General features: G+C 57.7%; 24 protein-coding genes. 11 read left to right on the forward strand and 13 right to left on the reverse strand.

Translation table 11 applies throughout. The annotated features are described in order from the left end of the window. Positions 1–278: 278 nt before the first annotated feature. Positions 279–3,734 carry a chromosome segregation protein SMC gene (gene smc, locus WG622_RS10640; RefSeq protein ID WP_339403557.1) on the reverse strand — a complete coding sequence of 1,152 codons (3,456 nt, stop codon included), beginning with the start codon at positions 3,732–3,734 and terminating at the stop codon, positions 279–281. Positions 3,735–4,102: 368 nt separating this feature from the next. Here smc and WG622_RS10645 point away from each other — a divergent pair, with 368 nt between their 5' ends. After that, the gene (locus tag WG622_RS10645; RefSeq protein WP_339403558.1) at positions 4,103–4,558 is read left to right on the forward strand and encodes a GNAT family N-acetyltransferase; all 456 of its coding nucleotides are present in this window, start codon (positions 4,103–4,105) and stop codon (positions 4,556–4,558) included. Here WG622_RS10645 and WG622_RS10650 read toward each other — a convergent pair. Continuing rightward, on the reverse strand, positions 4,555–4,962 hold the full coding sequence (locus tag WG622_RS10650; RefSeq protein WP_339403559.1) for a hypothetical protein: 408 nt from the start codon (positions 4,960–4,962) through the stop codon (positions 4,555–4,557). The genes WG622_RS10645 and WG622_RS10650 overlap by 4 nt on opposite strands. Before the next feature lie 44 nt (positions 4,963–5,006). Continuing rightward, on the reverse strand, positions 5,007–6,221 hold the full coding sequence (locus tag WG622_RS10655; RefSeq protein WP_339403560.1) for an aminotransferase-like domain-containing protein: 1,215 nt from the start codon (positions 6,219–6,221) through the stop codon (positions 5,007–5,009). A gap of 146 nt (positions 6,222–6,367) precedes the next feature. On the opposite strand from WG622_RS10655, the gene WG622_RS10660 reads away from it, so the two are divergent. Beyond that, positions 6,368–7,138 (forward strand): FadR/GntR family transcriptional regulator, encoded by a 771-nt coding sequence (locus WG622_RS10660; RefSeq protein WP_339403561.1) that lies wholly within the window; start codon positions 6,368–6,370, stop codon positions 7,136–7,138. A 105-nt stretch (positions 7,139–7,243) separates the two neighbouring features. Here WG622_RS10660 and WG622_RS10665 read toward each other — a convergent pair whose 3' ends face one another. The 5 genes from WG622_RS10665 to WG622_RS10685 form a co-directional block, all read right to left on the reverse strand. Then, on the reverse strand, positions 7,244–7,801 hold the full coding sequence (locus tag WG622_RS10665) for a F0F1 ATP synthase subunit B (RefSeq protein WP_339403562.1): 558 nt from the start codon (positions 7,799–7,801) through the stop codon (positions 7,244–7,246). Between the two features lie 5 nt (positions 7,802–7,806). After that, entirely contained in the window at positions 7,807–8,334 is a 528-nt protein-coding gene (locus WG622_RS10670) for a F0F1 ATP synthase subunit B' (RefSeq protein ID WP_339403563.1), read from the reverse strand. An 83-nt stretch (positions 8,335–8,417) separates the two neighbouring features. Further along, entirely contained in the window at positions 8,418–8,642 is a 225-nt protein-coding gene (locus tag WG622_RS10675) for a F0F1 ATP synthase subunit C (RefSeq protein ID WP_022572950.1), read from the reverse strand. An 82-nt stretch (positions 8,643–8,724) separates the two neighbouring features. Continuing rightward, positions 8,725–9,432: a F0F1 ATP synthase subunit A gene (locus WG622_RS10680; protein WP_209358216.1), complete on the reverse strand. Its 708-nt coding sequence runs from the start codon at positions 9,430–9,432 to the stop codon at positions 8,725–8,727. Between the two features lie 70 nt (positions 9,433–9,502). Further along, positions 9,503–9,826 (reverse strand): AtpZ/AtpI family protein, encoded by a 324-nt coding sequence (locus WG622_RS10685; protein ID WP_339403564.1) that lies wholly within the window; start codon positions 9,824–9,826, stop codon positions 9,503–9,505. Positions 9,827–10,089: 263 nt separating this feature from the next. Between WG622_RS10685 and WG622_RS10690 the strand changes: the two genes are divergently transcribed. Beyond that, on the forward strand, positions 10,090–10,425 hold the full coding sequence (locus tag WG622_RS10690; protein ID WP_339403565.1) for an ArsR/SmtB family transcription factor: 336 nt from the start codon (positions 10,090–10,092) through the stop codon (positions 10,423–10,425). On the opposite strand, the gene WG622_RS10695 is transcribed toward WG622_RS10690, so the two are convergent. Then, a complete protein-coding gene (locus WG622_RS10695; RefSeq protein WP_339403566.1) occupies positions 10,413–11,264 on the reverse strand; it encodes a DMT family transporter in 852 nt (283 codons plus the stop codon). The genes WG622_RS10690 and WG622_RS10695 overlap by 13 nt on opposite strands. Before the next feature lie 32 nt (positions 11,265–11,296). Beyond that, the gene (locus tag WG622_RS10700; protein WP_209355265.1) at positions 11,297–12,172 is read right to left on the reverse strand and encodes a LysR family transcriptional regulator; all 876 of its coding nucleotides are present in this window, start codon (positions 12,170–12,172) and stop codon (positions 11,297–11,299) included. Positions 12,173–12,274: 102 nt separating this feature from the next. On the opposite strand from WG622_RS10700, the gene WG622_RS10705 reads away from it, so the two are divergent. Next, positions 12,275–12,817 (forward strand): FMN-dependent NADH-azoreductase, encoded by a 543-nt coding sequence (locus tag WG622_RS10705; RefSeq protein WP_339403567.1) that lies wholly within the window; start codon positions 12,275–12,277, stop codon positions 12,815–12,817. A 3-nt stretch (positions 12,818–12,820) separates the two neighbouring features. On the opposite strand, the gene WG622_RS10710 is transcribed toward WG622_RS10705, so the two are convergent. Both WG622_RS10710 and WG622_RS10715 read right to left on the reverse strand, forming a co-directional pair. Further along, positions 12,821–13,357 (reverse strand): prolyl-tRNA synthetase associated domain-containing protein, encoded by a 537-nt coding sequence (locus WG622_RS10710; protein WP_339403568.1) that lies wholly within the window; start codon positions 13,355–13,357, stop codon positions 12,821–12,823. A gap of 79 nt (positions 13,358–13,436) precedes the next feature. Continuing rightward, positions 13,437–15,533 carry a sensor histidine kinase gene (locus WG622_RS10715; RefSeq protein ID WP_339403569.1) on the reverse strand — a complete coding sequence of 699 codons (2,097 nt, stop codon included), beginning with the start codon at positions 15,531–15,533 and terminating at the stop codon, positions 13,437–13,439. Between the two features lie 406 nt (positions 15,534–15,939). On the opposite strand from WG622_RS10715, the gene ffh reads away from it, so the two are divergent. The 4 genes from ffh to bluB are packed head-to-tail and all read left to right on the forward strand — an operon-like array spanning position 15,940 to position 18,885. Beyond that, positions 15,940–17,463 (forward strand): signal recognition particle protein, encoded by a 1,524-nt coding sequence (ffh, locus tag WG622_RS10720; protein WP_339403570.1) that lies wholly within the window; start codon positions 15,940–15,942, stop codon positions 17,461–17,463. A 52-nt stretch (positions 17,464–17,515) separates the two neighbouring features. Further along, positions 17,516–17,812 carry a chorismate mutase gene (locus WG622_RS10725; protein ID WP_339403571.1) on the forward strand — a complete coding sequence of 99 codons (297 nt, stop codon included), beginning with the start codon at positions 17,516–17,518 and terminating at the stop codon, positions 17,810–17,812. A gap of 43 nt (positions 17,813–17,855) precedes the next feature. Next, on the forward strand, positions 17,856–18,242 hold the full coding sequence (gene rpsP, locus WG622_RS10730) for a 30S ribosomal protein S16 (RefSeq protein ID WP_339403572.1): 387 nt from the start codon (positions 17,856–17,858) through the stop codon (positions 18,240–18,242). 13 nt (positions 18,243–18,255) lie between these two features. Then, positions 18,256–18,885, forward strand: coding sequence for a 5,6-dimethylbenzimidazole synthase (bluB, locus tag WG622_RS10735; RefSeq protein ID WP_339403573.1), 630 nt, complete (start codon positions 18,256–18,258; stop codon positions 18,883–18,885). 28 nt (positions 18,886–18,913) lie between these two features. On the opposite strand, the gene WG622_RS10740 is transcribed toward bluB, so the two are convergent. Then, on the reverse strand, positions 18,914–19,549 hold the full coding sequence (locus WG622_RS10740) for a DJ-1/PfpI family protein (protein WP_339403574.1): 636 nt from the start codon (positions 19,547–19,549) through the stop codon (positions 18,914–18,916). Between the two features lie 131 nt (positions 19,550–19,680). Between WG622_RS10740 and rimM the strand changes: the two genes are divergently transcribed. The 3 genes from rimM to trmD all read left to right on the forward strand — a co-directional run bounded on the left by rimM (position 19,681) and on the right by trmD (position 21,895). Then, positions 19,681–20,193: a ribosome maturation factor RimM gene (rimM, locus tag WG622_RS10745; protein WP_339403575.1), complete on the forward strand. Its 513-nt coding sequence runs from the start codon at positions 19,681–19,683 to the stop codon at positions 20,191–20,193. 4 nt (positions 20,194–20,197) lie between these two features. Further along, positions 20,198–21,004: a hypothetical protein gene (locus WG622_RS10750; RefSeq protein WP_339403576.1), complete on the forward strand. Its 807-nt coding sequence runs from the start codon at positions 20,198–20,200 to the stop codon at positions 21,002–21,004. Between the two features lie 81 nt (positions 21,005–21,085). After that, positions 21,086–21,895 (forward strand): tRNA (guanosine(37)-N1)-methyltransferase TrmD, encoded by an 810-nt coding sequence (gene trmD / locus WG622_RS10755; RefSeq protein WP_339403718.1) that lies wholly within the window; start codon positions 21,086–21,088, stop codon positions 21,893–21,895. Positions 21,896–21,902: the final 7 nt, after the last annotated feature.

Below are 21,902 nucleotides of genomic sequence, written 5' to 3' on the forward strand. Positions count from 1 at the left end.
TAAGGAAAGTGGAGAATGCTGATCATAACGAAAGGTGTTCTTTCACAGATCACTTAAGTAACCCCGCAGAGTTGCAGCTCTGCGGGGTTTGCTTTTCACGAACCTTTAAAGGCTGATCCAAAGCCTGATGCAGGCGACAAGCAGGCTTAGTGCCGCTATCGCCAGCATCAGCAAACGAAAGGTTTGATCTTTCAACCAAATCACCTCCTTCTACTGCAATGGATTGCAGCAGGATTAGACCTAGAGATGAAATCTCAACGAGGTGTTAACCACGTGGCTTAAGCCACCAGCGTTTCTGCCGCCTTCAGATCCACAGAGACCAACTGGCTCACGCCCTGCTCCTGCATGGTTACGCCAAACAGACGATCCATCCGCGCCATAGTCACCGCGTGGTGCGTGATAATCAGGAACCGCGTATCCGTCTGACGGCGCATCTCATCCAGCATATCACAGAAGCGCGTGACGTTCGCGTCATCCAAAGGCGCGTCGACCTCGTCCAGCACACAGATCGGCGCAGGGTTCGCCAAGAAGACCGCAAAGATCAGCGCCAAGGCCGTCAACGTCTGCTCACCACCCGACAACAAGGACAGCGTCGAGAGCTTCTTCCCCGGAGGCTGGCACATGATCTCAAGACCGGCATCCAGCGGGTCTTCGCTTTCGACCATCACAAGGTTCGCCTCACCACCGCCGAAAAGATGCTTAAACAGCATCGCGAAATTGCCGTTCACCTGCTCAAAGGCCGTCAACAGACGCTCGCGCCCTTCAGAGTTCAGACTTGCAATGCCAGACCGCAACGTACGGATCGCCTCCTCAAGGTCCTGCTTTTCATTCACCAGAGTATCGTGCTCTTCCTGAACCTCACGCGCGTCTTCTTCAGCGCGTAGGTTCACCGCACCCAACGCATCCCGCTGCCGTTTCAGACGGTTTACATCGCCTTCGATTGTATGGCTCGACGGCATATTCTCAGGCGCCAGATCCAGTGTTTTCAGCAAGCCCTCAGGCGTCAATTCCATCTCGTCCTGAATGCGCTCGGCCCCCTGCGTCACGCTCTCCAAAGCTGCATCCGCCAAGGCCTCGGCCCGCGCCCGCGCCTCGCGCGCATCCGAGGCCGCGCGTTCCGCGTCCCGCTCGCCTTGCTCGGCCTTGCGCAACACGCTCTCGCCCTCAGACAAGGCATTCGCCGCCTCGCCCTTGCGCTTTTCCGAGGCCTCGATCTGCGCGCCAAGCTCTGCGCGCTTGGCTGCAATCTCTTCGGGGGCGGCCTGCGCATCGACCAGCTCGCCCTCGGAGGTTACCTTGCGCTCAGACAGCTCAGAGCTGCGTTTTTCGGCGGTTTCCAGTCGGTGCTTCCAGCCGTTGATTTCTTTATACACCTGCTGGCTGCGGGCGGTGCGGCTTTCGCCTTCACGCCGCACCTCATCATGGGCCGAGCGTTTGGACATCATGGTGATCCGAGCAGCCTCGACCGTAAGTTTGATCTGCTCAACACCGGCGCGCGCGGCATCCAGATCACCCAGATCCCCCATGGCGCGCTCGGCTTCTTGGACGCGCCCACGCGCCTCCATCGCCTCTTCTTCGTGGCGCGCAACTGCCTGGCCCAGCGTTTCCAGCTTGCCCGCCGCCAAATTGCGATCCGCTTCCGCGCGGCTCAGCGCACGTGCCGCGTCGGCTTGCGCACGGTCCGCCGATTTCCGCGCCTCACGCGCCAAACGATCCGCCTCGGTCAAATCCCGAAGGCGTTGCTGCAGGCTCTCATGCGCTTGAACGGCGCCATCCGCCCGCGCCGTGGCCCGCGCCAATTCCTGTTTCAACTCTTCCAAACGATTGAGCTGTTGCAAGCGCAAGGCCGCAGCCGAAGGCGCGTCCTCAGCCCAGGCCCGGAACCCATCCCAGCGCCAGAGATCACCCTCAATGGACACGAGCCGCTGCCCCGGTTTCAACAAGGGCTGCAACGCCAATGCATCCTCAGCCGTGGTCAACCCAATCTGGCTCATCCGGCGTTCCAGCACCTCTGGCACCGAGACATGCTGCACCAAAGAGGTCACGCCCGCAGGCAGATCCTGCACCTGATCATATTGCGGCAGCACATGCCAACCGCTTGGCCCGTCCTCATCGACCTCGGGCGCACGCAGATCATCGGCCATCGCCGCGCCAAGCGCCTTTTCAAACCCCTGCTGCACCTGCAGACGGTCCAGAATATGGCCACCTTCGGCCGTGTCCCGCTCGACCAATTTCGCGAGCGTCGTGACTTCGGCGCGCAGAGCATTCAGCTCGCCCTCAGCCTCAGACCGCTCCGCCCGCGCATCCGCCTCGCGCGATTGCGCCTCGGCGCGCGCCTCCTCGGCAGCCGTAAGCTGCTCCTCAACCTCCTCGGCCAATTTGATGGCCGCGGCCTCCTCGGCCTGCGCGGTTTCGAAATCCCGATCGGCCTTGGCCAATGCGAATTTGCTGCCGTCCACGGCCTCACGCGCCTTCGTTGCATCGGCTTCGTTTTTCTCGAGCTGGCGACGCATGTCCGATAGATAGCGTTGTGCTGACTGATGCCGCGCCGCCAAACGTGCCACATCTTCGGTCAGCTCGGCCAGGTCGGTCTCGCGATCCTGCAACACGGTCGCCGCCTCGCGCGCCTCAGAGCTCGCGGTCTCAAGCCGATCCTCATGGCCTTCTGCGGCTTTCGCCAGCTCGCGCTGCTCCCATTCCAGACGCGAGATCGTCTCGCCCGCATCTTTGTTCAGCTCGGCTTCGCGCGCCATATCGCGCGTCAGCTGATCGATCCGATTTGTCAGCGTGGTGATGATCTGACGGGCGTGATCCTCTTGATCCTTCAGGCTGTCTCGCTGCACCAAAAGCCGTTGCAAAACGGCGCTCGCAATCGCGTCTTCTTCGCGCAGAGGCGGCAACATCGCGTCGGCCTCTTCCCGCGCTTTGGCGGCAGCGCGTGCCGCGCTTTCCGCCTGCGCCGCGCTCATCGTGCCGGTTTTCAGATCGTCAGCGGCCTTGGCCCGCGCCTCTTCGGCCTCGCGCCAACGGCGATAAAGCAACATGCCTTCAGACTGACGCAGCTCTGCCCCGATGGCCCGATAGCGTGCGGCCTGTTTGGCCTGCCGCGCAAGGCTCGCAAGCTGCGAAGCCAGCTGCTCGATCACGTCATCGACACGGGTGAGGTTCTGCTCCGCATTCTTGAGTTTCAGCTCCGCCTCATGCCGCCGCTGATAAAGCCCCGAGATCCCAGCCGCCTCTTCCAGGATCCGTCGCCGCGCCTTGGGTTTGGAGTTGATCAGCTCGGAAATTTGCCCCTGCCGCACCAAGGCCGGGGAATGCGCACCGGTGGATGCATCCGCAAAGAGCATCTGCACATCGCGCGCGCGCACGTCCTTGACGTTCACCTTGTAGGCAGAGCCCACGTCGCGTGTGATCCGCCGCACGATCTCGATCGCATCCTCAGTGTTAAACCCTGCAGGCGCCAAACGCTCACTGTTGTCGATCATCAAGGCGACTTCGGCAAAGTTGCGCGCTGGCCGCGTCGCAGCGCCTGCGAAAATCACATCTTCCATACCACCGCCACGCATCGCAGTGGGGCGGTTTTCGCCCATCACCCAACGCAAGGCTTCCAGCAAATTAGACTTACCGCAGCCATTGGGACCGACAACGCCGGTCAACCCATCGGCAATGATGAGGTCCGTCGGATCTACGAAGCTTTTAAAGCCTGTCAGTCTGAGTTTGGAAAACCGCAAGCAGCAGTTCCTTATGATTCCTTCAGCTCTGAGTCTGCGGAGCCAAAGGCGATCCTGTCAACGGATTTCCCCTGAATACGGTATATCCACAAGAGTTATCCACAATATATTGCGCCGTTCAGCGGGAATGCCGCCATAGCGATCTAGCCGTTGGCCACGCAAAGCAAGGGCTCCTGAACGGCGGGCGCGCGAGGTATACACCAAACGACTACGTCAACCCGCCGCCTACCTCTCAGCGCGAACCAACGTGCTTATTTCCTAGGCGTACCGCTCCAATTTTCCTCCCAACAGATCACGAGGTCGCTCAATGACTAGACCTGCCCCTTTGGCGCGCGGCACAATTCATCCAGACCGTTTCAGGACATCCCATGAGTGATTTCGCAATAAGACCCACTGACCCGCGCACGCCGCAAGCCACTGCCTTATTGGAAGCGAGCCATGCCTTGATGCAGTCGCTTTTTGACGCTGAAGACAATCACTACCTCGAGATATCGGAACTTTGTCAGGACCATATCCATTTCTTCGCGGCTTGGGACGAAGACGACGCGCTCGGCTGTATCGCACTCGCGGTAATGGCGGACTACGGAGAGGTTAAATCGATGTTTGTGTCACCCGCAGCACGGGGCAAAAGTATCGGCGCAGCACTTTTGACCCATCTGGAAGCCGCTGCAGCCGCCATGGGCCTCAAGGACCTCAAGCTGGAAACCGGCAATACGCTTTACGACGCGCATCGGCTTTACGAGCGCGCAGGCTTTCAACGTTGCAGTGTGTTCGGAGACTATGCCGAAAGTCCTGCTTCAATTTTCATGCAAAAATCCATTTAAAAGCAAACTAGGTCAATTTCCTTGCGCCGACCGGCTTGGCCTGACGAGATATAGCCCAAGCAAGACGCCAGACTACGCCGAGGTTTCACCCATCGTGCCCAGTCCCCATCGCGCGGCGCGCCTTCACAGTCAAGCTGAGCCACCATCAACGCAACATCCCCACGCATTTTGGTGACGCGACATCCATAGGTGCGCTCGATCGCGAGCTCTGCGTCTCGACCGATCAAATTGATATCCGGTCGGCGGACGAAATTTGTACGTATAGCCTGCACGACATCGCCCGATCGCCTGAGCGAGAACGCATGGCCACCGGCGTCGCTCCGCGTGACCTCTGCAGCGCTAAACCCAAAACCGGGGCTGTCGCAGCCCGCCAAAACCGTCAAAACAAGTATCGCCCATCGCATAGACACGAGCCTGTGCGAGAAACTTTAATAAAATACGAGTGACTCTAAGATCGGCCGATGCAATCGCGCATCGCCGCCCCAAGACGCGCCACGCCCTCGTTGATCACGTCTTCTGGCGGCAACGAAAAACTCAACCGGATCGTGTTGCTTCCCGAACCATCCGCAAAAAACGCCCCTCCGGGTACAAACGCCACGCGGTGGGCCTCGACCGCATGCGCGAGAAGATCTTTGCCATCAAGACCTTTGGGAAGGGTAAGCCAGACGAACATCCCTCCTTCTGGACGCGTCCACTCAACGCCCGCAGGCATGTCTCGGGCAAGCGCCGCCAACATCGCATCACGACGCGCCGCATAGGTTTTTTGCAACTTGGGAATATGGCGCTCGAATAGGTTTTCCGCAACTTGGTAGACCGCCATCTGGTTGAGCGTTGCGGAATGCAAATCTCCGGCTTGTTTTATCAAAACGAGTTTCTGGATCACGTCGCGACGCGCACATACCCATCCAACGCGCAACCCCGGCGACAGAGTCTTGGAAAAGCTGCCGCAATAGATCGTCCGGCACTCTTCAAGGTTGCCTTTTTGCGCCACCTCCAGAGCCTGTATCGGGGGAACCGCCTCACCGTCATACCGCAGTGCTTGATAAGCACCGTCCTCGATCAAGGCGCAGTCCATCTGGTCGCATTCCTCGATCAATTTCAGCCGCCCTTCACGGTCTACGGTTTCTCCGGTTGGGTTGGAAAAATCGGCGGAAAGATAAGCGAACTTAACTGCACCTCCTGCCGCTTCTGCCCCCGCGACATAGTCATCCGCGCCTCTGTTGCCGGTCAGGTTCAATTGGTCAAAGCGCGCTTCATAGGCGTTAAAGGCCCCCAACGCGCCCAGATATGTTGGCCAGGTGACCAGGGCCGTGTCTTGCGCGGACAAGTAAAGCTTACCGAGATAGTCCAGAGCCTGTTGGGACCCCGACGTAATGAAGATGTTGTCAGCATCCGCAGGCACGCCCAATTCGGTCATATGTTGCGCAAGCCATTCCCGCAAAGGCGCATAGCCTTCGCTGGACGAATATTGCAATGCCCCTGCATCTCCGCTCACCGCGTTGCTCATGGCTGCCGCAAAGGCGTCTGTCGGAAACAAAGCTGGATCGGGAATCCCGCCGGCAAAAGAAATGATATCCGGTTGATCCAAGAGCTTCAGAAGCTCTCGAATTTCAGAGGCTCTCATGCGTTCGGCCCGGCGCGCGAAATTTTCTTTCAAGGACATAGCGACTCACACACTAAAATTACGATTTTAAGTAAGTAACCATGACCTTTTATAAAGTCAATAGATCTGACCTTTAAGGACGGTTTGGGCATCAAGAATGTGGTCAAATCACTTGACCAGTTTACCCGAACCCGCCAAAAAGCCTCATGCCTTTCCAGAAAGTAACGCCCGAAAAACTCAGCCACTCTGTGGTTCGTCAGATCGAACTTTTGATCCTGCGGGGCATTTTGCGCCCCGGAGAACGCCTGCCAGCCGAGCGCGAGCTAGCGGACAAGTTGGGCGTCTCGCGACCGTCGCTGCGTGAAGCGGTTTCCGAACTCCAGGAACGCGGCTTGCTCAGCGCCAAAGCCGGCGCCGGGATCTTCGTCGCCGACGTTTTGGGCAGTGCATTCGCCCCCGCGTTGACCTCGCTTTTTGCAAGTCATGACGAAGCTGTCTTTGACTACATTGCGTTTAGGCGCGACATGGAGGGTCTGGCGGCGGAACGCGCTGCAACCTACGCATCAGATACCGACCTCAAGGTCATCAACGCAGTATTTGAGAAAATGGAAGCCGCGCATCCAAAGCGCAATCCCACCGATGAAGCGCGGCTGGATGCGGATTTCCATCAGGCCATTATCGAGGCAAGCCATAACGTCGTGATGCTGCACATGATGCGCTCAATGTACGATCTGTTGCGCGAAGGCGTGTTTTATAACCGCTCGGTCATGTTCAAACTGCGCACAACGCGCGAGGTCTTGCTAGAGCAGCACCGCGCGATCAACGACGCCCTGCAGGCCCGGGATCCAGTGGCGGCGAGGGCCGCCGTGGAAGCACATCTCAGCTATGTGGAACGCTCGCTTGAGGATCACGGCAAGGCACAGAAAAACGAAGAGATCGCCAAGCAGCGATTTGAGCACGAGCAAGGGCGGGAATGAGGCCGCGATTTCTTTAAAAGAAATCGACGTCTGATCCTTTAAAAGGATCCGAAAACAAAAGGCCGCTCAAAAGAGCGGCCTTTGTGTTGACAGATCTAGCGAGGCTTAGTGCAGCTTCGCATCAACCTCTGCAATCGCAGCGTCGATCAGCTTGTTGCCGTCAGCCGCTGTCATGCCTTTGGCAATCACAGCATCCGCAGCCGCAACCGCGACGGTGATCGCTTGGTCACGCACTTCTTTGACCGCAGATGCCTCAGCAGAAGCAATCTGGTCCTCAGCTGCCGCCAGACGGCGTGCGATGGATGCCTGCAGGTCAAGCTTCGCTTGCTCAGCCGCTGCAACCGCTTCGTCTTTGGCCTGCGCCACGATGCGATCCGCTTGCTCCTGAACTTCTTTCTGCTTGCGCTCGTAAGAGGCCAGAATGGTCTGGGCTTCTTCGCGCAGGGCGCGGGCTTCGTCGAGCTCGGACTGAATGCCCTCGGCGCGTTTGTCCAGCATGCCGCCCAGAATGGAAGGCACTTTGAAGTAAAACAGCACGAGGATGAACAGGATGAACGCCATCGTAACGATGAAGTCCGTGTTCGTCAGCGAGAAGAACGGGCCAGAGGCAGCAAATGCCGGGGTGGCCGCGGTCAGGGCGAAAAGAGTAGCCAGTTTACGCATGTCTCTTAGCCTTTCATCCGCTCGGTCACAGCCGCTTTGACAGCTTTGGCATCCGCCTTGCCGCCCAGGGCCGCTACGATTTCACTTGCCGTATCGGTCGCAACCGCTTGGATGCTCTCGACCGCACCGGCACGGATCTCGGCAATCGCCTTCTCCGACTCGGCGGCTTTGGCCGCGATCTCTGCATCCGCTTTCGCGGTGGCCGCGTCCAGATCGGCCTGAATCTCTGCTTTGGTTTCCGCAACGATGCGAGAGGCTTCCGCCCGAGCATCTGCGAGCGCCTTGTTATAGGCCTCTTCTGCTTCTACCGCTTGCGCCTTCAGCTCTTCGGCTTTGGCGATATCATTGGTGATCGTCCCCTGACGCTCGGCAAGAACTGCTGCAATGCGCGGCAGTGCGATGCGCGACAGGACGACATAGATCACGACGAGCGTGACCAGTAGCCAGAAAATCTGGTTGCCCCAATTGGTAAAGTCCAGCTGTGGCATGCCGGGAGCTGATGCTGCCTCGGCGGCGTGTGTATCAGTCGCCATAACGTCCTCCTGGGAACTTCCGTTTGATTACGGGCGGCGCGGCTAAAGCGCGCCAGCCCGCACGTAAGGATTGTTCCGCTGGATTAGACGGCGAACATCAGAAGCAGAGCAACCAGGAACGAGAAGATGCCCAGTGCTTCTGCGAACGCGATGCCGATGAAGAGCGTCGCGGTTTGGGATGCTGCTGCGGATGGGTTGCGCAGAGCGCCTGCCAGGTAGTTGCCAGCAACGTTACCAACACCGATTGCGGCTGCGCCGGAACCGATAGCTGCGAGACCTGCGCCGATGTGTGCGAGTTGACCTTCCATGGTGATTTCTCCTTACGTTGGAAGTTAGTCTGAATAGGGTGAAGTTCTGTATGACCTGTAGGGTGGGGTTCCACCCCACCGTTTAGTGCGACGGATGCAGAGCGTCCTTCAGGTAAACACAAGTCAGAATGGTGAAGACATAGGCTTGGATAAAGGCCACCAGGACCTCCAGACCGTACATCGCGGTGATCGCCACGACCGAAACCGGGGACACAACTGCGATGGCTGCAAAGCCTGCGAAAACTTTGATAACCGCGTGGCCCGCCATAACGTTACCCGCAAGACGGATAGAGTGGCTGACAGGACGCACGAAGTAAGAGATCAGTTCGATGATCGCCAGGATCGGGCGCAGCGGCAGAGGCGCTGAGGACACCCAGAAGAGGCCAAGGAACCCAAGGCCGTTCTTGACGAAACCAACCACGGTCACGGTTACGAAAACCAGCAGAGCCAGAACAACAGTCACAGCGAAATGCGATGTGGTGGTGAAGGACATCGGGATCAGGCCAAGGAAGTTGGCAAACACGATGAACATGAAGAGCGTCATGATATATGGGAAGAACTTCACCGCGTCTTTGCCGGCGACGTCTTCGACCATTTTGTAAATGAAGCCGTAAGCAAGCTCGGCAACAGACTGGCTGCGACCTGGCACGATTTTGCGGCTGGATGTGCCGAAAACCATCATCGCGATCACTGCGACAACAGCCAGCGCCATCCAAAGGGTCACGTTGGTGATGGTGAACATGCCAATGTGGTCGCCACCAAACAGAGGCTTCACAATGAACTGATCCATTGGGTGAAAGACCAGACCGCCTTCTTCTGCGCCGTGTGCGTCTTTTGCCACGTGACTATCCTCTTCGTCTCTACTCGGCGTCCTCTTGCGAGTCGGCCTCTTGTTTCGCCTGAATTTCGCGTGCGCTGCGGATCATAACGTTGACCCCGGCGGCGAAACCCAAAAATATAAACAGGATTAAGAAAAGCGGCTGCGTCCCAAACAAGGTATCCAGCCCGTACCCAATCCCAAAGCCGATCAACATACCGGCCACCAGCTCAATCACCATCCGCCAGGCCAGCTGTGCCTGAGAATAGTGTTCCTCCATATGAGGTTTGGGTGCCTGGGTCTTTTTGACCGCCTCGATCCGCTCTTCGAGATGCTTCAGTTGATCTCTGTGATCCGGGTCGGGCACGCGCAAATCCAATGGTTGAACCTGAGCGCAGTGCTAAGGGCGTAGGGGTTTAGAGTCAAGCGGCGGGATGACGCGGGGAATTGGTGGACAATACCTTGAAATTAAACACTTTCTAAAATTCACTTTCGGCACGTGCTTTGCGTGAATTGGTTACCAAATGGCTAAAATTGCCTATTGGCAATATTTAACGATTTGGTTGAACTTTGCCCTCATCCCTCGGTCAATGCTTCCCTCTGTCTTCGCGGACAGCTACAAGCAGCGCTATGAGTCAGGCTCTTGATCACGTCTTTGCGGCCCTCGCCGATCCGACCCGCCGCAGCATCCTTGCGATGTTGCTGGAGGACGACATGGCCGTGACCGATGTCGCTGAGCCCTTTGAAATGTCCCTGGCGGCGATCTCGAAGCATCTGACGATCCTGACCAAGGCAGGCCTTATCAGTCAGGAAAAACGTGGGCGGGTGAAATGGTGTAAACTAGAGCCCAATGCGATGAAAGATGCCTCGGTCTGGATGCAGGCCTTTGGGCAGTTTGAACCGGTGAACCTTGAGGCCTTTGAGAAGTTTCTGGAAACCGAACTCGGCGACGATCACGGCTCCTGACGCAAAAGCAGCAAAAGCGCGCCGCAGGTCATCAACACGCCGACCGCGACCAAAAGTTTGGGGGCTCCATTCCCCAGCCCGATTTCCCAAAGGATCACCCAACTGGGCACCAGATAGGTATAGGCCATGACCTTGGCGCTTGGCAGGTTCAGGGCTGCGAATTGCAACAGGACAAAGGTCGCGGCTGAGGCGAAAATCGCGAGGTAGAAGACCGTGACCCAGACGATCATCGGGAGGGCTGCCCAATCGGTTGCCATGATTTGAGGCCAGCCGATCACGGTTAAAATCACAAAACCGGCAAGCAGCATACCAAAGGTAAAAACGACCGGCGGCTCTCCGCGGTTCAGTTTGGGCACCAGCGGTGTATAGAGCGCGTGGGCGACGCAGCCCCAGAAATAGATCACCTCGCCGCGCCCGACATTGAACTGCAGGAAGGCCGAGAGGTCTGCGCGAAAGATCACCCAGATCGCGCCAATCGCGCCGATCACCAAGGCCAGCGCCATCCGGGGCGTCGTGATCTGGCGCAGCAGTAGGTAGCCGAACCCTGCGCTCATGATCGGGGTCAGGGTAAAGACCGCCGCCGTGCTGACCGGCGGAGCGGTCTTGAGGCCTTCGAACATTAGCACGAAGTATATCGCAAAGAGCCCACCTAAGACGACATACCGCCACGGCGCACGCGCGGCACTTTTGGGTAGACCGGTTGTTGCGAGGGCGACGGCTCCGATCACGAAGGATGCAATCAGGAACCTGAGCGCGGTCAATGCCGTCGGCGCGATCTCATTCGCCGCCAAAGAGCCGAGCGAAAACGACCCAGCCACAAGGGCCGAGAACGTCAGCATCGCCAAATGCCCTTGGGCGGGTCGCGAGAGCCTTAGATCCAATGTTTCGCGCGGTCTTTTAGGAATGTGAGGAAGGACTGGACTTTGACGGTTCGGTGCAGATCCACGTGGGTCACAAGCCAGAGGTTGCCGTGCCAATCATCCAGAGGCTCCATCACCTCGACCACATCGTCGCGGGTTTCGCCGACAAAGCGAGGAAGGAAACCAATACCAGCCCCCGCGAAGACCGCGTTTTCGAGCGCCAATTGATCTGTGCCTCGGAACACATGGGTTTCGCGGGGCGAGACTTCAAAGAGCCATTTATGGAAAGGCGCGCGGGTTTTCAGGCTGTCATCCGCCACGAAGCGGTGGTTCTTGAAATCTTCAACACCGTCCGGCTTGCCATGCTCTTTGACATAGGATTTCGACGCATAGAGCCCGACGTTCAGATACCCCAGCCGTTGCACAACGTTGTCAGGCTCTTGCGGCACCGAGCCCGCCCGGATCGCAACATGCGCCTCTCCATATTCCAAGCGGAACACGCGGGCATCGGTGAGATAGCGGATCAACAGATCGGGATAGTCTCGCTGAAATTCGACAAGGACCGGACTGAGCAAGGGCGCGATGCTGGCCAGCGAGGTCACAACCAATTCGCCGCTGACGTCGCTGCCGCGTCCTTTGATGCGGCCTTCGAGCTGGCCGAACTGATCGTCGGTCGCCTGACCAACCCGCATCAGATCTTCGCCGGCCTCGGTCGCAGTATAGCCACGCGCGTGACGCTGGAAGAGTTTCACGCCCAGACGCCCTTCAAGCGCGTCGATGTGGCGGATCACTGTGGCGTGGTGCACGCCCAACACATCAGCCGCCGCGCTTACGGTGCCCAAACGCGCAACCTGATAGGCCGTGCGGATTTCATCCCAATTGTCCATCGTTAACCTGTGCAAATTCCAACACTAGATGCGCATTAACGCCTGTTGAGTTCAAAATTGCAAGGTCCATTTTGGGAGGCAGACAAGCAAAGGAAAAGATCCATGTCCCATACTGTTCTGCACATCGACGCCTCTGCGCGCCAACAAGATTCAGTCTCTCGTCGTCTGTCTGCCGATATTGTCGCCAAACTCGACGCGACCGAAGTGATCCGTCGCGACCTCGCTGAGCCACTTCCACTGCTGGACGAAGGCTGGGTCACCTCTACGTTCATCCCTCCGCAAGATCGCACCGCCGCACAGGCAGACGCGCTGGCGGTCTCGGACACCATTGTCGAAGAGCTTCAGAAGGCCGACACGATCGTGATCGGCACGCCGATCTATAATTTCTCGGGTCCGGCGGTTTTGAAAGCCTGGGTCGACCAAGTTGCCCGCGCGGGCGTGACCTTCCGCTATACTGAAAACGGCCCCGAGGGTCTTTTGGCGGACAAGAAAGTCATCGTTGCTGTCGCTTCTGGAGGCGTCCAGATCGGCTCTCCGGCTGACTTCCTGACGCCACATCTGAAAGTGTTCTTTGGCTTCCTTGGCCTGCAGGATGTGACCTTCGTGAATGCCGAAACCGTCGAGACACTTGATCTGGTGGCTTAAGCCCTAAAGCTCGGGCAACCAGGTGATCTCTGCGCCGATATGGCCAAAGATCACCTCTAGCTCGGCCAGAGTGATCGCGACGGTGCGATCATTCACAAGCGGATGAAAGAACAGCACATCCGCCTCACGCGCTTTGGGATCCAGAATAAAGGTCACGCCTGCCTTGGCCCCGTTGACCATGGACAGAGGGCTGACGGCCCCAGGGCGGATGCCAAGATTTTCCAGCAGGCGATCTGCAGAGCCAAAGGACAGGCCCCCGACGCCCAAGGCCTTGCCCAGTGCCTTTAGGTCCACGTCGCGGTCCTGATCGAGCGTCACCAGATAGTTCCGCTTCTTGCGATCCCGCAGATAGAGGTTCTTTGTCAGAAAGGCTGTCTCGCCCGGGGTCATCATGTCCCGTTCGACCTCTTTGGCGTCCGCAACTGTCCGCAAGGGCACGTGATGAAACAGGCGATAGCCAATACCCCAATCATCAAGCTGCGTCAGCAGAGCATCCGAGCTTATCGGCAGACTATCCTGAAATTTCGAAGACGCATCCATCTTGAGGCTCCCTTGGATCGATCAGACCAGGGGACCTCTGTCAGCAAGTCGGGCAGTTTTCAAGCCAAGTTTCGCGCCACTATGCTGCCGGTTTTGCGCGTTGTTCTATGTGGGCACGAGATTTTTGCACCATATGCTTTGGAATGGTGAAAGAAAACTCGCTGCCGTCGCCTTCACGGCTTGTCACAGCAATTGTGCCGCCGTGCATTTCGACAAACTTCTTGGAAATGGCCAAGCCCAGTCCGGTTCCGCCAGCGCGACGCCGATCTGACGTGTTGGCTTGCGAGAATTTTTCAAAGATACCGTCGACGCGGTCTGCAGGGATCCCAATACCGGTATCGATCACTCTGAAGCGCGCAAAGTCGCCAAACGTCTGTGCCTGTACGCGAACACTGCCATCTTCTGTGAATTTGATCGCGTTGCTGACCAGATTTTCAAGCACCTGACGCACACGCGGTTCGTCCGCATAGATGGCCAATTCCGGGGATTCGGTTTCGATTGTGAGTCCCTTTTCGGCCGCTTTATTGCGATATTCTTCAACGACATCTTCGATGATCTCGTCACAATAGGTCATTTCGCGTGCCAACTTCATACGGCCGGCTTCGATTTTGGAGTAATCCAGAACCTCATTGATCAGTGTCAGGAGGCTCTTTGCTGACCGCTCGACCTTGCCGGCAAGACTTTTGTAGGACGTCAGCATCGTGTCGACATCCTTTGCTATCGGCGCGGCCTCGTCGCCCATAGACGCGAGCCGCGAGGTGACTTTCTGTGTTGCGGGCAAAAGCTCTGGCTTAACCAAGAAGGGTGTACCACCCAGAACAACAGTGAGGGGCGTGCGCAGTTCGTGGCTCATAACGTCCAGGAACTCGGATTTCGCGAGATTGGCACGCTCGGCCTCTTCCTTGGCATTCATCAGCTCTGTGATGTCCATCAAGAAACCCACTGTACCGCCATCAGGCGTACGGGATTCTGACATGCGCACCCAACGACCATCGTCGAGCTTTTGGTCGACGGCTCCTTCAGACGCTCTGTGTTGGGCCAGGCGGTTTTGAAGCCATTCCTCTTCGTTCCCAATCGCCTCGGCATAGTGGCCACGAGAAACGCCAGACCGGAGGATGTCCTCGAACCTCGTTCCTGCGGTGAAAAGTTTTGAGGCGCCACCATGGAAATCGCGGTACTTTTCGTTGCAAGCGACCAGTCGGTCATCACTGTTGTAGTAGGCAAAGCCATCCTGGATCGAGTTGATTGCACTGGACATCTGAGCCACAGCCCGAATGCGCAATTGGACAAGACGTGTCGCCGCACTGAGCAGCAGAATTACAATCAGAGTCGTCCCGGCAACAATACCGTAGAACCGGGTGACGCTGACGGAATAGTTGTGCCAGCCCCCAGTAGGAGCAGCAGCCATAACCCAGGATCCAACCGGAAGGTTCACTGTCGCGAACACGGGATCCGCCGCAAAGGTGGACCTGTCTCCCCAGAAAATGGCCCCATGACTGCCACGCGCGTCTTTGCCGCGGATCGCAAGGCGATAGGGAACATCGTCCAGACCCAGGATGTGTAGTTCTTCCTCATAGTCGATCACGAGATTGATCAACCCCCAGAATTGAGGCTCGCCATTGGCGTCGTCCAGATAGACGACGTTGTGACCAATCACGCCTTGGCCGCCGTGGAACAAGTCCACCGGCCCTGAAAATAGCACCGATTGCGCTTTACGTGCCCTAAGCACATGCCCCATCAGTTCTTCGTTGCCGGGTGCGCGGTAATCGAGACCTAGTAAACCGTCCGCGAGCGTGTTCGGATAGACGCGGTCGACCACTAGATCCGGAGCTGCGGCAATTTGCAGAAAGTCATTGTGATCGACAAAAATCTTCTCTGAAAACTCGGAGAACCTTTCAAACGAGATATCCGGCTCGATCGAGATCAGAGCAGCGACCGAACGGATCGTATCAGCGTTGCGCTGGAAAACCAGCGATAGATCCAGCGCAGCTTGGTTCAGATCGTACTGGAGCTTGCTGCGCATTTCGCTTTCATACTCTGAACGATTGCGCTGCTCGACGAAATACAGAATAGCCCCAGCGACAAGAATTCCGATCAAGGACGTAGCCACGTAAATCGGGGCCCACCCAAAGCCCTGCCGGAAACTACTGCTTGTGTTCAAAGTCTTACGAGGCATTTATTATCGCTTGTCCGCTCGGAATTTTTTCCCGTTAAGATTGTATGTTCTACTTTTACGACAGTAATACAACAGCAACTCAATCCAATTGTGACCATTTAAGGGTTTCTTAACCAATTTGTTTCGAAACCCGCGCTTTTCGCCAGATTTTCGCCACAATTCGCCCAGATTGCGCCTTATTTGACCTTGCTTGACTCCTTTCCCCCACTCCTTTAGAGACCCGCTTAATTCCGGAAGTCCGTCAAAACTTCCGGTCCTAGGCCTCTGCCAGGATCGCCCCCCGTCAGCGAGTTTCGCCCACGGGGGCATTCGTGCATTGGGCCTTTGGAACATCTTGGCGAATGGGCGGGTCGTGACTATCTCGGCCTTTATTGAAACGTGACGGGCTGAAAAGGAGCCGAAAGCGATGTTTGAAAATCTCAGCGAACGCCTTTCCGGCGTCTTTGATCGGCTTACCAAGCAAGGCGCCCTGTCTGAGGATGACGTCAAGGCGGCCCTGCGCGAAGTGCGTGTTGCTCTGCTTGAGGCAGACGTTTCGCTGCCCGTTGCACGCGATTTCGTCAAAGCGGTTCAGGATAAGGCCACAGGTCAAGCGGTCACGAAATCGGTTACGCCGGGCCAGCAGGTCGTCAAGATCGTCCATGACGAGCTGAAACACGTGCTCGCAGGTGACACCGAAGATCCCGGCGCGCTCAAGATCGACAACCCACCTGCCCCGATCCTGATGGTCGGTCTGCAGGGCTCTGGTAAGACAACGACGACCGGTAAGCTCGCCAAGCGTCTGAAGGAAAAAGACGGCAAGCGCGTGCTTTTGGCGTCGCTGGATATCTACCGTCCGGCGGCGATGCAGCAGCTCGAGATCCTTGGAACGCAGATCGGTGTAGACACCCTGCCTATCGTGCAAGGGGAAAGCGCGGTTCAAATTGCCAAACGCGCCAAACAACAGGCGACGCTTGGTGGCTATGACGTCTATATGCTCGACACCGCGGGCCGTTTGCAGATTGACCAGACCCTCATGCAAGAGGTCGAGGATGTCCGCGACGCGGTCAACCCGCGCGAAACGCTCTTGGTCGTTGATGGTCTAACCGGACAGGTCGCCGTCGAGGTCGCAGAAGAGTTTGACGGCAAAATCGGCATCTCGGGCGTTGTTCTAACCCGGATGGACGGCGACGGACGTGGCGGTGCGGCTTTGTCCATGCGCGCGGTCACAGGCAAGCCAATCAAATACGTCGGCCTCGGCGAAAAGATGGACGCGCTCGAAACCTTCGAGCCGGACCGTATCGCGGGTCGCATCCTGGGCATGGGCGACATTGTTGCTCTGGTTGAGAAGGCTCAGGAAACCATCGAGGCTGAACAGGCCGAAAAGATGATGAAGCGCTTCCAGAAGGGGCGCTTTAATATGAATGACCTGAAAATGCAGCTCGAGCAGATGCTCAAGATGGGCGGCATGGAAGGCGTCATGGGCATGATGCCCGGTATGGGTAAAATGGCGAAACAGGCGCAGGCGGCTGGGATGGATGACAAGATCCTGAAACAGCAGATCGCCCTGATCCAGTCCATGACCAAAGTCGAACGCGCCAACCCGCAGATCCTACAGGCGTCGCGCAAAAAGCGGATCGCCAAGGGCGCTGGCATGGAGGTTTCGGACCTCAACAAGCTGCTCAAGATGCAGCGTCAGATGTCAGACATGATGAAGAAAATGGGCAAAGGCGGCATGCTGAAACAGGCCATGAAAGGCATGTTCGGCAAAGGCGGCATGCCAGAGATGCCTGCTGGTATGGACCCATCTGCCATGGACCCCAAAGCGCTGGAAGCAGCGGCCAAACAACTGGGTGCCGGTGGCCTCGGCAAAGGCATGCCTGGCGGCCTGCCCGGCCTCGGCGGTGGCGCTCTGCCGCCAGGACTCTCTGGATTTGGGAAAAAGAAATGATTTCATCTTGCCCAAAATACTCAAATCAACCGCAAGCCACAGGAGCTGACGCATGACTGACGCCACCGCACGTGCGGCTGAAATCCTCGCCGAGCACCGCGACTCGATCGACCGTCTGGACGCAATCCTCGTCTATACTCTGGGCGAGCGGTTCAAACACACACAGGCCGTGGGCAAGCTCAAGGCTGAACACGACCTTCCACCGTCCGACCCTGCGCGCGAAAGCCTGCAGATCGCACGGCTCGAAAACCTGGCGAAAGAGGCCGAGCTCGATCCCGAATTCGCCAAGGCTTTCCTCAATTTCATCATTGGGGAAGTCATAAGGCATCACAAGAAACATCAGGAATAACGGGGCCTTTCCCCGATACAGCCATTCATAGGAGATACTCACCATGGCAATGAAAATTCGTCTCGCCCGCGGCGGTTCTAAAAAACGTCCTTTCTACCGCATCGTTGCAGCGGACTCCCGCATGCCACGCGACGGTCGCTTCATCGAGAAGCTGGGCACCTACAACCCTCTGCTGCCTAAAGACAGCGAAGAGCGCGTGAAAATGGACGTTGAGCGCATCCAGTACTGGGTTGGCCAAGGCGCACAGGTTACCGACCGTGTCGCACGCTTCCTGGAAGCGGCTGGCGTGAACGCGAAAACTGAGCGTAACAACCCGAACAAAGGTACGCCTGGAAAGAAAGCACAAGACCGTGCCGAGGAGAAAGCAGCGAAGGCCGCGGAAGCAGCCGAAGCCGCAGCCGCTCCTGCTGAAGAAGCAGCAGAAGAATAAGACGGACCAAGAGATGGCGGCGTTTTCTGACGCGTTCCAAGATGAGCTCGACCGGCTGCTGAAATGGCGCCGCGACGTTCGCCATTTCAAAACCGATCCAGTGGACGAGGCGCTCTTAACGGAGTGCCTCGACGCGTTTTTAAAGGCCCCTTCAGTGGGTCTGTCAGAGCCTTGGCGTGTGGTGCGTGTTTCAAGCGACGCAGCGCGTGGGGCGGCTTTTGAGAATTTCAAAGAGGCCAATGATCAGGCGCTTCAGGGGTATTCCGGCGAGAAGGCCAAGCTTTATGCGGGGCTAAAGCTCTCGGGTATGCAGGAAAGCCCGGTGCAGCTGGCGATCTACTGCGATGAGGCGACCGACAAGGGCGCAGGCCTTGGCGCAGGCACGATGCCCGAGATGCGACGCTATTCTGTGGTTGGGGCGATCAACCTCTTCTGGTTGACCGCGCGGGCCAAGGGGCTTGGCGTGGGCTGGGTCTCGATTTTGGATCCGGTGCGGTTAAATCGCGATCTGGACGTGCCGGAAGACTGGTCCTTGGTGGCGTATCTATGCGTGGGCTTCCCGCAAGAGGCGTCAGATACGCCGGAGCTTGAGCAACAGGGCTGGGAAGATCGGCGTAAGGCATTGCCGGTTGAGGTGAGGTAACCTTTCAGCCAACCCAGAAAGACTCAGCTCAAACGAGGCCAGCGCCAGCCGCAAAAGGATCGTTGTCTGGATCTTCCTGCCAGACATATTCGCAGCCCTCGGCCATTTCGCGCGCTTTCTCAATTCCGAATAAATCGGCAGCCACAGCCAGCGCCATGTCCATACCGGCCGACACTCCCGAAGACGTAAAGAACTTGCCGTCCTGAACCCATCGCGCTTGCTTCACCCAATCGACATTTGGGGCTAGCGGAACGGTGGCTGTAAAATCGAGCTTATTTGTCGTCGCCCGTTTCCCATCAAGCGCGCCCGTCATGCCAAGCAATACGGTACCGGTGCAAACACCCATAACCCTTTCCGCATTGCCTGAAGCGGCGCGCAGCCAGTCCATGACTTTGGGATCTTTCGCGAGATCCAAGGCGGCGTCGCCACCGGGGACGAATAACAAATCATAGATATCACCCGACCCGATCCCGCAATCTGGCAGGATTTTCTGGCCATGTCTGCTGGGCACAGGATCTGTATCAATGCCCACGGTCACCAAATCTATCTCATCAAAAAAGCCTGCCAGCATTTCCATAGGGCCAAAGAAATCCAGCGTCTGAAACCCGGGGAAGACAAAGGCTGCCATTGTCCGCATGTCAAAAACCTCTCTGTTGAAAATCATGGGTGATGGCCGAAGCCAACCTTCTTTCAAAGCAAGCTACGTCAGCAAAGCAATAAATCAATGTCTCCATATTTGCCCCCGCCCCTTCAACGCGCTATCACCCAGATAAGAGCAAAAACGGACGTCGCCTCATGACCACCCCTTCCGATCTCATCTGTGTAGGAGCAATCGCCGGAGCATTCGGCGTGCATGGCGAAGTGCGCCTTAAGAGCTTTACCGCTGAGGCCGACGCGATTGCGGATTATGCGCCTCTGACAACTGAGGACGGCGGGACATCTTTTGACCTAGTCCTCACGCGCTCGATCAAGAACGGGCTGGCGGCGCGGCTTTCGGGTGTGACCACCAAGGAAGAGGCCGACGCGCTAAAAGGCACGCAGCTTTATGCGCCGCGGGATCGGTTGCCGGAACTTGAGGAAGACGAGTTTTATTACACCGATCTCATTGGTCTCGAGGTGCGCGACACTGGTGGCTCGACGCTTGGTCATGTGAAGTCGGTGCAGAACAATGGCGCGGATGATCTGTTGGAAATCCACGGGCCGGGCTTGAAGGCCACCGTGCTGTTGCCCTTCACCAAAGCCGTCGTCCCTACGGTCGACATGGCCGCTGGTCGCCTGATCGCGGATCCTCCGGACGGGTTGTTTTAACCCCATGCCGCGCCTGCTGATCCATGCGGGGTTTCACAAGACGGGCACGTCGTCGCTGCAGGCGACGATGCGAAAGAATGCCGACAAAATCGCAGACTGGGTGCGGGTCAACACGCCGGAGGAAACCAAGGACCTGCGCCTTGCGGCCTGGCTTTTTGCGCGGGGTAGCGATGAGGACACCGAAGAGCTTTTGCGCGAGGCCATTCAGGCGTTTTTCGCCCAATTCGACGCGCACGACCCGCGCGATGTCTTGATTACGGAAGAAGACCTCGCGGGCTCGATGCCCGGACGCCACGGCAAGACACGTTATGACACCGCCCCGAGAACGCTTTGCATCCTGATCGAAGAACTGGCCAAAACCGGCTTCGCGGATCATGACATCGCGATCCTTCTGACCCTGCGCCAAACCGAACCCTGGGCCAAAAGCTGCTACAGCCAACATCTGCGCAGCCGTCCGATGGTGAGCGACCTCGAGACCTATATGACCACGCCCGCCGCGAAATGTGATCTGGCCGCCTGCGCGAATGAGATCGCGGCGGCCGTCGCCCCTGTGCCCGTCCATCGCGCCTGGCTCGAAGAGATCGGCAATCTCAGGCTTGGCCCTGCCGAGGCTGCGATTGACCATTTGCCACAGCTTTCAGTGCACCGTGATGTGATGCATCCCACGGGCATCGCCAATGGCACCTTGCCTGCGGAACTTGCCGAGACCTATCTGGCGCTCAATCGTCAGGATCTGGATCCGATGGAGCTGAAGCAAGCCAAACTTCAAGCACGGCGCACCTATTGGCGGGCGCGACGCCAAGAGGGCTAGAGGCTTGCAATTCACACGCTCAATCGCCAAAAGCGCGACATGAGTGACACACCGAAATCCGCTGGATCCAAATCCCATGGCATGCTGTCGCATGGGGGCAAGGGTAATCTGACCAAGTCGCATGGGCGCAAATCCATGAGCGCGTCGCTCAAGCCGCGCGAGTTGATGACTCAGGCCCCAAAGCTGCATAACATCTGGGCCGCGCATATCATAACTCTGTTTCCGGGGGCTTTTCCGGGCGTGCTGGGCGAGAGCCTGACGGGCAAGGCGCTGAAGGATGGGAAATGGCAGCTTGAGACCACGGATCTAAGGGTCTTTGGCGAGGGCAAGCACCGTAACGTGGACGACACGCCCGCAGGCGGTGGTGCGGGGATGGTGTTGCGGCCTGACGTTTTGGGCAAGGCCATCGATCACACGCTGAAGTCGGTGAAGGGGCGTTGCCCGTTGGTCTATCTCTCCCCGCGCGGGCGGCGGTTTGACCAGCAGATGGCACGCAACTGGGCGCGCCATGACGGGGTGGTGATGCTCTGTGGGCGCTTTGAAGGCGTGGATCAGCGGGTGTTGGATCACTATCAGATCCAAGAGGTCTCGCTGGGGGATTTCGTGCTGACCGGCGGAGAGATCGCGGCGCAGGCGATGATCGATGCGACGGTGCGTTTGTTGCCATCGGTTCTAGGCAATGCCGAGAGTATTGAGGACGAGAGCCATTCCAACGGGTTACTGGAGCATCCGCAATACACGCGTCCCGCTGAATGGCGAGGGTTAGAGATCCCGGACGTGCTGACCTCGGGCAATCATGGCAAGGTTGAAGAGTGGCGCCGCGCGCAGAGCGAGGCTTTGACGCAAGAGCGGCGGCCGGATTTGTGGGCGAAGAAATTGGACCGTACCTAAAACCGAA

This window comes from Cognatishimia coralii, assembly GCF_037478305.1.
Lineage (GTDB): Bacteria > Pseudomonadota > Alphaproteobacteria > Rhodobacterales > Rhodobacteraceae > Cognatishimia > Cognatishimia coralii.

What these genes read in the sequence shown, in the direction of transcription:
- WG622_RS10725 (WP_339403571.1), top strand. Translation starts at nt 17,516, where the DNA reads ATGACTGACGCCACCGCACGTGCGGCTGAAATCCTCGCCGAGCACCGC.
- WG622_RS10715 (WP_339403569.1), bottom strand. Translation starts at nt 15,533, where the DNA reads ATGCCTCGTAAGACTTTGAACACAAGCAGTAGTTTCCGGCAGGGCTTT.
- WG622_RS10655 (WP_339403560.1), bottom strand. Translation starts at nt 6,221, where the DNA reads ATGTCCTTGAAAGAAAATTTCGCGCGCCGGGCCGAACGCATGAGAGCC.
- WG622_RS10650 (WP_339403559.1), bottom strand. Translation starts at nt 4,962, where the DNA reads ATGCGATGGGCGATACTTGTTTTGACGGTTTTGGCGGGCTGCGACAGC.
- WG622_RS10695 (WP_339403566.1), bottom strand. Translation starts at nt 11,264, where the DNA reads ATGCTGACGTTCTCGGCCCTTGTGGCTGGGTCGTTTTCGCTCGGCTCT.
- rimM (WP_339403575.1), top strand. Translation starts at nt 19,681, where the DNA reads ATGACCACCCCTTCCGATCTCATCTGTGTAGGAGCAATCGCCGGAGCA.
- bluB (WP_339403573.1), top strand. Translation starts at nt 18,256, where the DNA reads ATGGCGGCGTTTTCTGACGCGTTCCAAGATGAGCTCGACCGGCTGCTG.
- trmD (WP_339403718.1), top strand. Translation starts at nt 21,086, where the DNA reads ATGCTGTCGCATGGGGGCAAGGGTAATCTGACCAAGTCGCATGGGCGC.
- WG622_RS10675 (WP_022572950.1), bottom strand. Translation starts at nt 8,642, where the DNA reads ATGGAAGGTCAACTCGCACACATCGGCGCAGGTCTCGCAGCTATCGGT.
- WG622_RS10645 (WP_339403558.1), top strand. Translation starts at nt 4,103, where the DNA reads ATGAGTGATTTCGCAATAAGACCCACTGACCCGCGCACGCCGCAAGCC.
- rpsP (WP_339403572.1), top strand. Translation starts at nt 17,856, where the DNA reads ATGGCAATGAAAATTCGTCTCGCCCGCGGCGGTTCTAAAAAACGTCCT.
- WG622_RS10670 (WP_339403563.1), bottom strand. Translation starts at nt 8,334, where the DNA reads ATGGCGACTGATACACACGCCGCCGAGGCAGCATCAGCTCCCGGCATG.
- WG622_RS10705 (WP_339403567.1), top strand. Translation starts at nt 12,275, where the DNA reads ATGTCCCATACTGTTCTGCACATCGACGCCTCTGCGCGCCAACAAGAT.
- WG622_RS10700 (WP_209355265.1), bottom strand. Translation starts at nt 12,172, where the DNA reads ATGGACAATTGGGATGAAATCCGCACGGCCTATCAGGTTGCGCGTTTG.
- WG622_RS10750 (WP_339403576.1), top strand. Translation starts at nt 20,198, where the DNA reads ATGCCGCGCCTGCTGATCCATGCGGGGTTTCACAAGACGGGCACGTCG.
- WG622_RS10740 (WP_339403574.1), bottom strand. Translation starts at nt 19,549, where the DNA reads ATGATTTTCAACAGAGAGGTTTTTGACATGCGGACAATGGCAGCCTTT.
- WG622_RS10690 (WP_339403565.1), top strand. Translation starts at nt 10,090, where the DNA reads ATGAGTCAGGCTCTTGATCACGTCTTTGCGGCCCTCGCCGATCCGACC.
- WG622_RS10710 (WP_339403568.1), bottom strand. Translation starts at nt 13,357, where the DNA reads ATGGATGCGTCTTCGAAATTTCAGGATAGTCTGCCGATAAGCTCGGAT.
- WG622_RS10660 (WP_339403561.1), top strand. Translation starts at nt 6,368, where the DNA reads ATGCCTTTCCAGAAAGTAACGCCCGAAAAACTCAGCCACTCTGTGGTT.
- WG622_RS10680 (WP_209358216.1), bottom strand. Translation starts at nt 9,432, where the DNA reads ATGGATCAGTTCATTGTGAAGCCTCTGTTTGGTGGCGACCACATTGGC.
- WG622_RS10665 (WP_339403562.1), bottom strand. Translation starts at nt 7,801, where the DNA reads ATGCGTAAACTGGCTACTCTTTTCGCCCTGACCGCGGCCACCCCGGCA.
- ffh (WP_339403570.1), top strand. Translation starts at nt 15,940, where the DNA reads ATGTTTGAAAATCTCAGCGAACGCCTTTCCGGCGTCTTTGATCGGCTT.